10 protein-coding genes are annotated in these 13,667 nt (G+C 63.1%); all 10 read right to left on the reverse strand.

Annotated features, from left to right (window positions below; all coding sequences use genetic code 11):
* Window positions 1-8 precede the first annotated feature (8 nt).
* Window positions 9-1,025, reverse strand: coding sequence for a serine/threonine-protein kinase (locus QMK51_RS27640; protein WP_320392654.1), 1,017 nt, complete (start codon window positions 1,023-1,025; stop codon window positions 9-11).
* Window positions 1,022-1,750 (reverse strand): PP2C family protein-serine/threonine phosphatase, encoded by a 729-nt coding sequence (locus QMK51_RS27645; RefSeq protein WP_258698139.1) that lies wholly within the window; start codon window positions 1,748-1,750, stop codon window positions 1,022-1,024. The genes QMK51_RS27640 and QMK51_RS27645 overlap by 4 nt, the downstream gene beginning before the upstream one ends.
* Window positions 1,750-5,289: a type VI secretion system membrane subunit TssM gene (gene tssM, locus QMK51_RS27650; protein WP_320392655.1), complete on the reverse strand. Its 3,540-nt coding sequence runs from the start codon at window positions 5,287-5,289 to the stop codon at window positions 1,750-1,752. The genes QMK51_RS27645 and tssM overlap by 1 nt, the downstream gene beginning before the upstream one ends.
* Window positions 5,290-5,302: 13 nt before the next feature.
* The gene (gene icmH / locus QMK51_RS27655) at window positions 5,303-6,178 is read right to left on the reverse strand and encodes a type IVB secretion system protein IcmH/DotU (RefSeq protein ID WP_320392656.1); all 876 of its coding nucleotides are present in this window, start codon (window positions 6,176-6,178) and stop codon (window positions 5,303-5,305) included.
* Window positions 6,179-6,183: 5 nt separating this feature from the next.
* Complete coding sequence (gene tssK, locus QMK51_RS27660) at window positions 6,184-7,515, reverse strand: type VI secretion system baseplate subunit TssK (RefSeq protein ID WP_320392657.1); 1,332 nt, start codon at window positions 7,513-7,515, stop codon at window positions 6,184-6,186.
* Between the two features lie 2 nt (window positions 7,516-7,517).
* Complete coding sequence (gene tssJ, locus QMK51_RS27665; protein ID WP_320392658.1) at window positions 7,518-8,018, reverse strand: type VI secretion system lipoprotein TssJ; 501 nt, start codon at window positions 8,016-8,018, stop codon at window positions 7,518-7,520.
* Between the two features lie 5 nt (window positions 8,019-8,023).
* Window positions 8,024-9,220: a type VI secretion system-associated FHA domain protein TagH gene (gene tagH, locus QMK51_RS27670; protein WP_258698144.1), complete on the reverse strand. Its 1,197-nt coding sequence runs from the start codon at window positions 9,218-9,220 to the stop codon at window positions 8,024-8,026.
* A gap of 17 nt (window positions 9,221-9,237) precedes the next feature.
* Entirely contained in the window at window positions 9,238-9,378 is a 141-nt protein-coding gene (locus tag QMK51_RS27675) for a hypothetical protein (RefSeq protein ID WP_007894589.1), read from the reverse strand.
* Between the two features lie 93 nt (window positions 9,379-9,471).
* Window positions 9,472-10,989, reverse strand: coding sequence for a sigma-54 interaction domain-containing protein (locus QMK51_RS27680; RefSeq protein ID WP_320392659.1), 1,518 nt, complete (start codon window positions 10,987-10,989; stop codon window positions 9,472-9,474).
* Window positions 10,990-10,999: 10 nt separating this feature from the next.
* Entirely contained in the window at window positions 11,000-13,654 is a 2,655-nt protein-coding gene (tssH, locus tag QMK51_RS27685; RefSeq protein ID WP_320392660.1) for a type VI secretion system ATPase TssH, read from the reverse strand.
* Window positions 13,655-13,667 lie beyond the last annotated feature (13 nt).

Here is a 13,667-nt window from a genome sequence, read left to right on the forward strand (position 1 = left end):
GTCATCCGTTACGCCCGCAGTCGAAGGCGTTGCAGCAAAGACGAAGTGGCACCGATGGCGTCACGCAATTGGGCGGCGGTGATGGTGCGCTTGGCCGCATCGAAAGCCAGCGCTGTTCGCAGGGCTGGCCAGCAGTGTTTGGGTAGGTTTCGAGGTGCATGCAGCTCGCGGTCGAGGTGGCCGTCGCGGGCCTCGGTCGAGGACAAGCGGCGGAACGGGTGTTTGCCGCCCGCCAGTTCGTAGAGCACGCAGGCCACGCCGTACACGTCCGCGCTGGCCGAGAGTGGCTGGCCTTCAAGCAGTTCGGGGGCGGCGTAGCCGGGGGTCCAGGCGTTGAAGCGGTTGCGACTCAGGTGCGGCAGGCCGGGCAGGATGCCCTCTTCCGCCTGGCCGAGGCCGAAGTCGAACAGGCGCACGCCTTCTTCGCTGAGCATCACGTTGCTCGGTTTCAGGTCGCCGTGCAGTACGCCGCGCGCGTGGGCGTAGGCCAGTGCGTCGAGCAGCGGCAGCGCGATGTCGCGCAGCTCCTTCCACGGCAGGCCCAGGGGCCGCTCGCAGAGTAGTTTGTCCAGGGTCAGCCCACGCATCAGTTCCATGGTGATGAAGGCCCGCTGGCAGTGGGTGTCCACTTCGAAGGTGTGAAAACGCAGCACGTTGTCGTGGCGCAGTCGTCGGGTCAGGGCGAACTCGCTGTAGAGCAAGGCACTGGCGTCCGGCGATTCGGCAAATTCTTCGCTGAGGATTTTCAGCGCGATGTAAGGGTCAGGATCGCCGAACTGTTCGCTCAGCAAGTCCCGTGCACGGTAAACCGCGCCCATGCCACCGGCACCCAACAGGCGTTCGATGCGGTAACGCCCCGCCAGCACGTCAGGCAGTTCAGCGACGCTGGCCCGGGTCGGCGCCAGCGCAGGCTCGGCCTGATGCGGCTTTCCGTTTAGAGGCTTGGCAAAGGCGAAGTAAGTCAGGTTATTGGCTTCTTCCTCGGTCACCAGCAGGTCGTCGATCGGTGGCATGAGTTCAGTCATTGGCGGATCACCACGGCAGTCAGGTTGTCCCGGGCCGAGCCACGCAGAGCGCCGTCGAACAGGCGCTCCAGTGCAACGTGCGGCGCGGTCAGGCTCAGGGCGTTGCCCAGGGCATCGCTAGTCAGCCCTTGATACAAACCGTCGCTGCACAGCAAAAACGCATCGCCGGGATAGACTTCGAGTTCGAGCACGTCCAGGGTCAGTTGCTCGGCAGCGCCGACCGCACGGGTCAGGGCGTGGGCGGCAGGATGAGCCTTGGCTTGCTCGACGCTCATGTTCTGCTCGTCGATCAGTTGCTGTTGCAGCGAATGGTCCTTGGACAGCTGATACAAACGCTGGCCGCGCCACAGGTAGCAGCGGCTGTCGCCGGCCCAGATGCAGGCCGCGCGATTGCCTTCCACCAGCAGCGCCACCACGGTGCTGCCCATGATGCTGTCGTGGCGCCCGGCGGTGACGGTCAACTCCTGACCCAAGCGGCGGTTGAGCCAGTGCAGGCACTGGCGAATACCTTTGAGTCGTTCGTCGAAGTCGTCCTGCACCGGCAGTTCCGCCAGGCTGGCGACGATCAACTGGCTGGCGATGTCGCCACCCTGATGACCGCCCATGCCGTCCGCGACCACCCACAGCCCCTGCTGTGGACAGTCGAGGAAAGCATCTTCGTTGCGCGCCCGAACCTTGCCCGGATCGGTACGCGCAGCGCTGCGCCAGGGACTGGCAACCGGCATCAGAGCTGCACCGGCATACGGAAGGTGCGCAGCACGCCCATGTCGAACGGGTTCGGCGTGCGCTGGCTCGACAGCAAGTAGTTGGCGCGCAGGCCACCCACGTCAGCTTTCAGCACCAGCACGTCGCGACCGGTCAGGTACTCGGTCTGCATCAGGTCGAACAGACGGAACAGCGACCATGGGCCGGTGTTTTTCTCGATGCCGATCGGGCGGCCAGCCATTTTGTCGAGGACCAGGCTGGTGCGACCGTCTTCAGCGTCGGTCGGCCATTTGAACGACACCGGCACGATCGGGCCGTGGCGGTATTCAATGGTCTTGTCGCCAAACTTGAACTCGGAACGGCTGACGGCCGGGTCGAGGGTGTACGGTTCCAGTTTGAACTGCACTTGCGGCTCGGCCGGGTTGATGGCGAAGAAGCTCTGGCGAATCACTTGTGCCGCCGCCATCTGGTCGAGGTAGACCTTGGAGATCGGCATGCTGTGACCGTCGATGCTGCGCAGGCGATAGTTGCCTGGGTCGCCACTCACGAATGGACGCATGTAGGTATCAAAGAATCGATCGGCGATGCCCTGGGCCTTGAAGAACTCGCGGAAGTCGCTGATCGCGACGTCGCTGGTGCTGTGGGCGCTGAACGGGTAACGCTTGTTGATCGCCTTGCCGTAGAAGCTGTACAGCTCGCTCTGATAACGCTGGTTAAGGTACTGGTAGGAATCGTTGAGCACCAGACGCCAGGTGTCTTCGGCCAGCACGTTGAACCACACGCTCACCGGGCGCGGCAGACGGTTCGACGCATTGCGCAGGCTGCTCAACGCATCACGCTGGCCGCTCATGCGGGTCTTGGCCATTTCGAACGCAGCCTGCTCCGGCGCGCTGGCACGGGCCAGGCTCGACAGTTGCATTTGCAGGTCGTTGAGTGCTTGCAGGGCCGGAGTCAAATCAGCGGCCGGGCCGTTGTTGTCATCCAGCAAACGGTGCAGCGGTTCGAAGCGACGTTGCAGGGATTTTTTCGCGGTGTCGGGCAGGTTTTTGGTCGCGGCCATGTCAGACGCCGCATCCGCTGCGGCCGACGCCAGTTTGCCCAACTTGCCGAGCTTGCCCTTCTGCTCGCCCAGTTTTTCAGCGGCATCGGCAGCCTCATCAACCGGCTCGGCTTCCGCCGGGAACCGGGTGTTCTCACGCACTTCCACCAGCAGTTGCAGCACCGGGGAGTTGGCCGACGTCAGGCCCGCCAGTTGCTCGGCGCCCTCACTGAAATCGCTGATCGCGGGCAGTGCCACCTGGCCCACGGCTTCGCTCCAGAAGTTGGCGTAGTCGCGGAAGTACAGTTGCTCCAGTTCGACCATCAGGCGACGCAAGTCCATGCCGCTGATGCCCGAGCCTTCCCCCAGTACCCAGTTGTCACGCAGGATATCGGTGACCAGCGCAGCGCCCTGGACCGAGAAGTACTGCTGATAGCCTTGCTGGGTGTAGAACCCCGGAATCACGTAATCGGTGCCGACAAACAACGAACCCTGCGGGCCGATGTGTTGGCTCAGGCGGTACTCCGGCAGGTTACGGGCCTGCTCGCGCAGCATCCGGTAAACCACGTTGGCCAGCGACTCGCTGCGTAGCACCTGACGCGCCTGCGCCACCAGTTGATCGTTGAGCGGGTAGATAAATGGCTGCTTGAGCAAGCGCTCGAAGTGCGTGTTCAAGCCGTTCTGCACTGCGGTGTTGCCGGCGTAGCGCAGGGACCAGTCAGTGGCGACCCAATCCTTGAGCCACGCCGCATCGCGGCGATCTTTCATATTCAGCATCAGGTACGCGCGCAGGCTGTTGAGCAGGCGTTCGCGGTCCTTCATGTTGGCGCGGATCTGCCCTTCCAGCAGGGTTGCCACCCGTGGCAGCAGTTGCGCTTCAAGCTCACGCTCGTAAGCGCTCTTGACCACTGGATTGGCGTCTTCACCCTGGTACAGGCCACCACGTTCGTGGTACGACACGTCACCTCTGTTCGGGAACACTTGAGTCGCCGCGTAGCTGGTGTCGAGGGTCTTGAGCACCGCCATGGAATCATCGCGCGCCGTCAGGGCCGAGCGTTGTTGCTTCCAGGTTTGGGCCAGCGAGCGCAGGTTTTCCAGACGCTCATAGTTGGCCGAGAAACCGCCGGCCCAGAGCATGCCGAACAGCGCCAGTGCCGCCAGTGCGCCCACGTACAGGGCACGTTGGCCCCAGTGGATGCGGCTGCGCTCGCGCTTGTCCAGACCGGCCAGATCGGCCTCGGGGAAAATCACCCGGCTGAGCAAATGGTGAATGAACCGCGAACGGCCGCTGCGCAGGGTCGGTAGCACGCCGGCGCTCATACCCAGACTGGCGCCGATGCCGGCGGTGGTCTGGTCCATCTCTTGAGTCAGGTGCGGTGCGCTGGTCAGGTAGAAACCGCGCAACTGGCTGACGCGCTGGTAACGGTTGCCGGTAAACGCCAGGTCGACGAACAGGCACAGGCGCTCGCCGATCTGCCCCAGTTGATGCGGGAAATCGAGGATGCGGCCACGGCGCTGGGTATCGCGCTCCTGGTGCATGCGCATGATCACCTGGCTGTTGAGGCGACGCAGCAGCTCTTCGAACTCGGCGCGCAGCACGGTCACATCAGTGCCGCTCTGCTCTTTGCGGAAGCTGGTGCCGAGGACCTGATCGCTTTCTTCGCGGGTCAGTTGGTCGAAGAATTCGTCGAACCCGAGCAGGCGATCGGCCTTGCTCAGCACCAGATAAATCGGCACATCGACGTGCAGTTTTTGATGCACGTCTTGCAGACGCGCACGTACCTGGCGGGCCAGGGTTTCGAGGTCTTGCTCGCTACCGCCCAGCAGGGTTTCCACCGGGATGGTCACCAGCACGCCGTTCAATGGACGATTGCGGCGACGCTTGCGCAGCAGCTCGAGCAAGGTGCTCCAGGCGCTGCCATCGACTTCGGCATCAGGCTGGGTCAGGTAACGCCCGGCGGTGTCGATCAGCACGCCGTGGTCGGCGAAGTACCAGTCGCAATGCCGCGTGCCGAGGGTGTCGCGGGTGAGTTTGCGGTCGATCTTGTTGATCGGAAACTCAAGGCCCGAGAAGTCCAGCAGGCTGGTCTTGCCGCTGCCCTGCGGGCCGATCAGCAAGTACCACGGCAAATCACTGCGCCAGCGCTCGCTGCGACCGCGATACAGGCTCGAGGTCTTCAGGGTTTTCAGGGCATCCTTGAAACGCACCTTCAACTCTTTCTCTTCTTCGTCGATCAGTTCTTCACGGCGGATACGGTCCTGGCCGTCTTCGGTGGCTTCCACCGCTTTTTTGCGCACACCGGCGCGCCAGCTGACGAAGACCATGGTCAGGCCCCAGATCAGGAACAGCACACTGATGGTCAGCAGGCGGGAGGTCGAACCTTCCCAGAACTTGTAGTCATCGACCGCCAGCAGCGGTCCGACGAACCACACCAGCAGCGCGACGAACAGCACCAGCAGCAGGGTCCAGACCCAGGTCTGGCGCAGGAATGCGCCGACTTTCTTGAAAAACTTTTTCATCACACGTCCCTGTTTACGGCTGCGACTGCGGCTTAACCGCGGCCGGATCAAGCTGCTGATAAGGTTGCAGAACGGTTTCGCGTTGTTCGCCCAATACCCAGGCGAAGCCCGAATACATCACCACCAGGCAGACCACGGTGAACAGCACCACCATCCACGCCGGCACGATGCGCACCAGGCTGCGGCGCTTATCGTTCAAGCCTTCCCAATGCGGCGACAACTCGCGAGGCACGTCGCCGCGCAGTTGACGAATCTGCCGATACAAGGCGTCGCGGATGCCTTCAAGTTCGAGCATGCCGCGCGCTTGCACCCGGTACTTGCCTTCGAAACCGAGGGACAGGCACAGGTACATCAGCTCCAGCATCGGCAAGTGCTTGACCGGATTTTTCGACAGGCGATCCAGCAGCTGGAAGAACTTCTCGCCACCGAACGTTTCGTTGTGGAAGCTGCTGAGCAGGCTCATCTGCGACCACTCGCTTTCGTTGCCCCACGGCGTGGTGACGACGGCTTCGTCAACCACGGTGCACAGCACGTAACGGGCGGCCATCACCTGGCTGCTTTCGGCGCCGTTGTGCAGCGCACGTACTTCAAACAGCTTCAGCCCGGCGGTCAGCCGCTCATTGAGCGCGTACAGGTCTTCGCGGGTGTCGCTGTGCTTGAGCCGCACCACTTCCGACAGCAGTTCGGAAGCCGCCGCCACCAGCGAGTTGAGGCTGATGTTGAACGCTTCGGCCGGGCGCAGGCGCGCGGCGTAGATCATCCGTTCTTCCAACTGTTCAAAACGCGGCGGTGCCGCGAAGTCAGTCAGCGGACTCGATGCCGGGCCGTGGCCCTGGCGGTCGAGCAGGACGGTTTTGTCGTCCTGGTGGTGTTCCATGTCCTTGATCATGTCGGTCAGTTCCTGATGGCCCAGAATTTCAGTTCAAGCTCGGCGAATTCGCCGGACACGTGGAACGCGAAGCCGCCGGAGCGCTCGAGTTGCGCCAGGTCTTCGGAACTGAGTTCGAGGATGAAATAAGTTTTGTTGGAGTGGAACGCGATCTGCCGTGGGGCCACCGGCAACGGTTTGACCTTGATACCAGGCAGATGCAGGTTGACCAGTTGGCGGATACGCTCCACCGGGCCGACCTTGAGGTGCGCCGGCAAACGATGGCGCAGTTCTTCGGAGTCGCAGTTGGCACTGGCCGCGAGCACGAACGAGGCCGAGCCCAGCAGTTTGTGGTCGTGCAACGGCGACACGATGATCCCGTACTGGCGCGCTTGCAGCACCAGTTCGATGGCGTGTTGCTCGAGCACCATCGACAGCACCTGACGAATCGCTTCCATCAGTTTGCGGAAGCTCGCGCCCTGGTCACTGTGCTGGTAACGGCTGTCCAGACGTGGGCGTTTGCTCTCGCTGGAAAACGTCGCCAGATCGCCGAGCATGGTCAACAGCGTGCGGTACAACTCTTCCGGGTGAACCTGTTCCAGGCCGAGGTAATGGCGCAGCAGCAGTTCGGTGCGGTTGATCAGTTGCAGCATCATGAAGTCGCCGACTTCCGCGCCACCGACCTTGCCATTGGAGCGGATCCGGTCGGCGATGGTGTCGCCCCGGTGGCCGAGCATGCTGATGACTTCTTTGAGGCACGACAGCAGGTAGCTGGACGAATGCGCCTGGATGTAGGTCGGCACGAAATCCGGGTCGAGGCTGATCACGCCGTCGGGCGTGGTGTCGAGCACTTCACAGATCTTCAGCTTCACGTAGGCCTGGTCGCTTTGCTGCTCGCCGAGCAACAATTTGAAGTCCGGGCGACCGCAGCTGACCTGACTGGCGGAGTCATCGCCGGCGTTGGAGTCGGCCACTTCCGCTTCGTACGCGGTGTAGCGCGCCAACACGTCGGATTGCTCCGGGCGGCGAGACTCGATGTGGTTACCGGTCACCAGTGGCAGCGCCAGATAGATCGGCGTGTTGCCCGTGTTCGGCGGCACGTCCAGGGCCAACGGCTCGGTGTTGCCGCCCAGTTCGAACAGGCTGCCGTCCGGCAGAATCCCCGAGGCCTGGCTGATCACCAGTTTGCCCATGTTGAGGAACTGCAAGTCGATTTCCAGGTTGAGGAAGCCCCAGGTGTAACTGCCCAGCAACTGGGTGCGGGTCTTCATCTGGTGGTCGTAGTAACGATCGTTGTGCTGGAAGTGCTGCGGTCGCAGCAGCATGCCTTCCTGCCAAATGACTTTATGGGCATTCATGTTCAGTCATCCGCCTTGACGAGCGTTTCGTGGGTGTTGCGGATGCCGGCCTGATCGAGGGTCAGGTCAGCCGCAGTGACTTGCACCGGAGTGATTTGCACCGTGTAGCGCCATTTGGTTTCCGGCAGGTCGCGGTAGGCCGCGAGTACGCCGACGTAACGGCTGCCCTCTTCCACACTGAGCTTGAGCTCGACGGTTTCACCCGGGCGCAGTTCCAGCTCTTCGCTGGCTACCAGGTCCGGGGCCAGGGATTCCTTGGCGCGCTCGTAGAGGCTGAAGAAATCAGCGTTCTCGAAGGCCACCGGATGCTTGAGCTCAAACAGGCGCACGACGATCGGCGACGGGCGACCGTTGAGGTCCGGGTTCAGTTGATCGCTGGCGGTCAGCTTCAGGTTGACTTTGGTCACGGTGGAATACGGTGACAGCGACGAGCAACCGGCCAGCAGCACCAGGGCGGTGAGCGCAGTCAGCGTCTTGAAAAAAGCGGTCGAGCAGCGAAACATGCGCATCATCCTTGGCGGTCGGTGTGAAGGGTGGAAATCAGGCGGATCTGTTCTTCGTAGGCCTGGGCGAAGTCGCGGGCCAACAGGCGTTCGCTCCAGTCATCGTCCAGACGCAGCGCCTGGTGATAACGCCCGTAAGCTCTCCAGCGACTGCCGGAGGTGGCGAGCAACGGCTTGTTGTCGCGCTCGAAACGCAAGGTCAGCTGTTGCGGCGAGAAGTGCTCCAGGGTGCCGCGAACGGCAGCGCGGCTGGCAGTCAGCAACGCCACCTGATGCGCCTGCAAATCGCGGAACGCACGGGAGATCGCTTGCTCGGCCGGCAATTGGCCCGGCTTGTTGCCCTGCAACAGAATGCCCAGCGCTTCACCGGCATCGACGGCGAATTTCAGTGGGTTCTTGTGGGTGCCTTGCACGGTGGTCTGGGCCAGGCGCAGTTCGTTTTTCAGCTCGCTGCGGGTGCGCAGGCTCTGCTGCAAACCACCGACGCTCTGCTTGAGCAGGCGCGCGGCGTTCAGGGCCAGGGCTTCGCGGGCGTCGTGGTCGAGGCCTTTGACGTCCACGCCCAACGCCGCACCGAAGTGCTCCCAGAAACCTTCGCTCTGACGCTCCACAGCCTTTGGTGGCGGAGCTGGCGCAGGTTCTGCCGGGGCGTCGATCAGCTCCGGCACCATCAGGCTTTCCATGTCGATGCGTGCGTAGTCGGCGCGTTGACGGGTGTCCTCAGGCACCGCGCGCGGGGCGATCAGTTCGTCGATTTCCGAGTACACGCGCTCTTGCTGATCGAGTGCGTTCAGCGGGTCGAGGTCGAGGAACGCATCGTCCGGAATGATGCTGCCCGCAGCCTGCGGACGGCCGACTTCGACGTCGAAGGTCGCCGGGTCGCGTACCAGTCGCGCGCGGATCTCGAAGTCGCCCAGCACATACACGCTGCCGTGCTCGATGCGCATCGGCTCGCCCTTGCGCAGGCGCGCACCGCTTTCGCTGTCCTGGATACCGTTGCTGCTGGTATCGGTCAGGAAAAACGTGCCTTCGCGGTAGCTGATCACCGCGTGGTGGTTGGACAGATGACGCTTGCGGTCGGGAATGATCCAGTCGCAATCCTCGCCCCGGCCGATCACGCCACCGGCCTGTTTAAAGGTCTTCTGGCACAAATCCGTGGGCACGAACTGCTTGGTGTTCAGCATTTCGAAAACCAGTTCCATGATGATGCTCCTTGCGGTCACTTGCCGCGATTGACCGCCTGCGGATCACCCAATGGGCGATAGGTGTTGTCGTTGTATTTGTAATTGCCGCTACAGCCGCCGAGGCCGCATAGAACGACGAGGGTCAGCAGGACGGCTTGCCAGTGACGAACAGGCATCAGAGGGTCTCCAGAGGTAGACAAAGCACAAAGCGCCAACCCTTTCGGGCGGCGCTGTTAGAAGCAAATGAGGTGAATTCGAAGGTCTTTTGCCTACCCATCGAAGTCACCCAAATTGATGTTCAGGCGCCCGAGGCGGTACAGCAGTGTGCGGCGCGGCAGGCCTAGTTCGCGGGCGGCGAGGGTCTGGTTGCCGTCGTTCTTGCGCAGGCAGTCGAGCAGCAAACTGCGTTCGACCTGCTCCAGGCGTTCGCGCAGGTTCAGGCTGCTGTCTTCCGGCATGGCTTCCATGCGCAGGGAGAAATGCTCGGTCAGCAACTCGCCGCCCTCGCACAGCAATACCGCGCGTTCGACCAAACCTTTGAGTTCGCGAACGTTGCCGGGGAAGGTATATCCGGACAGGTGATCCAGCGCCGCGTCGGACCAACGCACCGCATCCCGTTGCAAAAACGTGCAGGCCTTGTCGGCGAAGTGCCGCGCCAGGTCGAGGATGTCGCCTTCGCGCTGACGCAACGCCGGCAGCTCGATCGGGAATTGCGCGAGGCGGTAGTACAAGTCCTCGCGGAATTTGCCTTCGTTGACCAGCACCGACAAATCCCGGTGCGTCGCGGCGATGATGCGCACGTCGATCTTGTGGGTGTCGTTGGAACCCAGCGGACGGATCTCGCCTTCCTGCAACACGCGCAGCAATTTGGCTTGCAGGGACAACGGCATGTCGCCGATTTCGTCGAGCAACAAGGTGCCGCCATTGGCCGCGTCGAACAGCCCGGCACGGTCGCGATCGGCACCGGTGAAGGCGCCTTTGCGGTAGCCGAACAGCTCGCTTTCCAGCAGGTTCTCGGGGAACGCCGCGCAGTTTTGCACGATGAACGCCTGAGAACGGCGCGGGCCGCAGTCGTGAATCGCCCGCGCGACCACTTCCTTGCCGGTGCCGGTCTCGCCACGCAGCAGTACGGTGTAAGGGCTGTGCAGGACTTTGCTGATCAGCGAATAGGTCTGGCGCATGGCCACGCTCTTGCCGATCAGGCCATAACCGCTGGCGCTCGGGACGTTGAGCGGCGCCGGGCGTGTATCACCGGTCGGCTGACGCAAACGTTGCAACAAGTGCAGTTGGCCGAGCACGAACGAACCCAGTTGACCGAGGGAATCGGCAAAGCCTTGCAGGTCGATCTGCCGGTGACTGGCGCACAGCAGCAAACCTTCGACAGCCTTTTGCTGATTGACCAGCGGCACGCACAGCAGCGACTGCCAGGGCGTGGCCTGGGGCGGCAGGAAACTGGTTTCGTGCAGGCTGCCGCTCAGCTCGCTGAGGCACACCACGCGGTTCTGGCACAGGGCGAACTGCAGCAGTTGTTCACCGTTGTAATCCGCCGGCAGGCTCGCCCCTTCCCGGGGTTGCAGAATGCCGTTCAGGCACTCGGCGTTCATTCCCAGGCAGGTGTGGGTCGCGTCCAGCAGGTACAGCTGCGTCAGCTCGCAACCGCTGAGCTCGGCCAAGCCGCGCACGAAGTCACCCAGCAGCGCAGTGCCGTCCGCCGCCCGCGACAGGCTGGCGAACTGCGCCAGCAAGGCTTCGGCATAGACCAGCGGTTGCGGCACTTGAGTGAACATCACACCCACCTCAGGCGAACTCGCACGTCACGCTGGCGTCGCCGTCGAGCGTCGCATGCACGCGCTTGAGGCTTTCACCGGTGGCCATCGCATCGAGCAAACGGTCGGCCACCAGTGGCAGCACGTGCAGGTCGAGCAAGTGGTCGATCAGGCGCGCGCCGCTGTCGCTTTGGGTGCAGCGTTCGGCCAGGTGATCGACGAGGTCCTGGGAGTAAGTGAAATCCAGCTGACGACGGTTCAGGCGCTCGCCCAAGCGACCCAGTTTGATTTCGATCAGCTCGCGCAGCACCGGGCCACCCACCGGGTAGTAAGGCACCACGCGCATACGCGCCAGCAACGCCGGTTTGAAGTGTTTGCTGAGCACCGGGCGAATGGTTTCTTCAAGCACTTCGGCGGTCGGCCGCGCGCCGTTTTCGCAAAGATCGCTGATGCGGTCGCTGCCCAGGTTCGAGGTCATCAGAATCAGCGTGTTGCGGAAATCGATCTCGCGCCCTTCCCCGTCGTTGGCCACGCCTTTGTCGAAGATTTGGTAGAACAGGTTGAGCACGTCCGGGTCGGCTTTTTCGACTTCATCGAGCAGCACCACCGAGTACGGTTTCTGGCGCACGGCTTCGGTGAGCATGCCGCCCTCGCCGTAACCGACGTAGCCCGGCGGCGCACCGATCAGACGGGAGACGGTGTGCTTCTCCTGGAACTCGGACATGTTGATGGTGGTGATGAAACGGTCGCCGCCGTACAGCAAATCAGCGAGGGCCAGGGCGGTTTCGGTCTTGCCGACGCCGCTCGGGCCGACCAGCAGGAACACGCCGACCGGAGCATCAGGCTTGTTCAGGCCGGCAGCGGTGGCGCGCATCGAGCGATCCAGTGCGTGAACGGCTTGCTCCTGACCACGAATGCGCGTGCGCAGGTCGGTGGCGAAACTGGCGACCTTGGCGTTGTGTTCGCGGGCCAGTTGCGCCAATGGCACACCGGTCCAGGCGCTGATCACTTCGGCCACCAGACGCGGGCAGACTTCGAAGCTCACCAGACGTTCTTTGACCTGGGCCTCGGTCAGGGCGCGGTGGGTTTCGTTCAGCGCAGCTTCCAGCGACTCGACGCTTTGCCCTTCGTCCACGGTTGCTTCAACGGTTTCGATCACGGTGCCTTCGGCGTCTTCCTCGACCGTGACGGTCGGTTCGACGGCAGCGGCCTCGCGGGCCTTGGCCAGTTGCTGACGCAGCTCCAGCAGGCGCTCGGCCAGCTCTTTCTGCTCGGCCCACAGCGTTTCCTGGGCGACCCTTTCGTCTTCGGCGTCGGCCAGACGATCTTCCAGAGCGTCCAGCGCTTCGTGATCGATCAGCAAACCTGCTTCGGCGTCGCGACGCAGGGCCTGACGCTGACGGCCACCTTCAGCCAGTTCGCCACGCAAGCGCTCCAGGCTTTCCGGGGCGGCGGCGAGGCTGATGCGCACGCGGGCGCAGGCGGTGTCGAGCACGTCGACGGCCTTGTCCGGCAGCTGACGACCGGCCAGGTAACGGGCGGACAACTCGGCTGCGGCAACCACCGCGTCATCGCGCAGGTAGATACCATGGCTCTTCTCGTAGACCTGGGCCAGGCCACGCAGGATGGTCACCGCTTCGCTGACGGTCGGTTCGTGCAATTGCACGGGTTGGAAACGACGGGCCAGGGCCGGGTCTTTCTCGAAGTATTTCTTGTACTCCGCCCACGTGGTGGCGGCGATGGTGCGCAACTCGCCACGGGCCAAGGCTGGCTTGAGCAGGTTGGCCGCGTCGGAACCACCGGCATTGCCACCCGCGCCGATCAACGTGTGGGCTTCGTCGATGAACAGGATGATCGGTTTCGGCGAGGCTTTGACTTCGTCGATCACGCCTTTGAGGCGACGTTCGAACTCGCCTTTGACGCTGGCGCCGGCCTGCAACAGGCCCATGTCCAGCGACAGCAGCTCTACGCCTTTCAAGACTTGCGGCACTTCACCGGCCGCGATGCGCGAGGCCAGGCCTTCGACAATCGCGGTTTTACCGACGCCGGCTTCACCGACCACAATCGGGTTGTTCTTGCGGCGACGGGCGAGGATGTCGACCATCTGGCGGATCGCGCCATCGCGGCACAGCACCGGGTCGAGTTTGCCGTCGCGGGCCTGTTGGGTCAGGTTGTGGGTGAAGCGCTCCAGCAGCGACTCACCGGGCACCGCCGGTTTGCCGGTGGCCGGTTGTTCTTTCTGCGACAGGGCGAATTCTTTCAGGCGCTCGATGTTCAGCTTGGCCAGCAACGACTGATAACGGCTGCCGGCATAGCGCATCGGGTTGCGCAGCAGCGCGAGGATCAACGCGGCTTGCTCGACCTGGCTCTGGCCCAGTTCGAGGTTGGCCACCAGCAACGCGTCTTGCAGCCACTGCACCAGTTCCGGGGCGAACACCGGGTTGCGCGAGGCGCTGTGCTCGACCCGCGATTGCAGCGCGGCGCTCAGTTCTCCGGCATCCACTTCGGCATCTTGCAACGCGCGGGCGAGCAGGCCTTGCGGGCGCTCCAGCAGGCCCAGCAGCAAGTCTTCGACGAGGATCTTGCTGCCGCCACGGGCGACGCAGCGTTCGGCAGAACTTTCCAGATCACGACGGGTTTCGGCGTCCAGCGCCTGGATAAGTTGTTGCAGGTCTACGTTGATCATGTGTCATCCATCC

Origin of the sequence: Pseudomonas sp. P9_31 (assembly GCF_034008235.1) — a bacterium.
Classification (GTDB): domain Bacteria; phylum Pseudomonadota; class Gammaproteobacteria; order Pseudomonadales; family Pseudomonadaceae; genus Aquipseudomonas.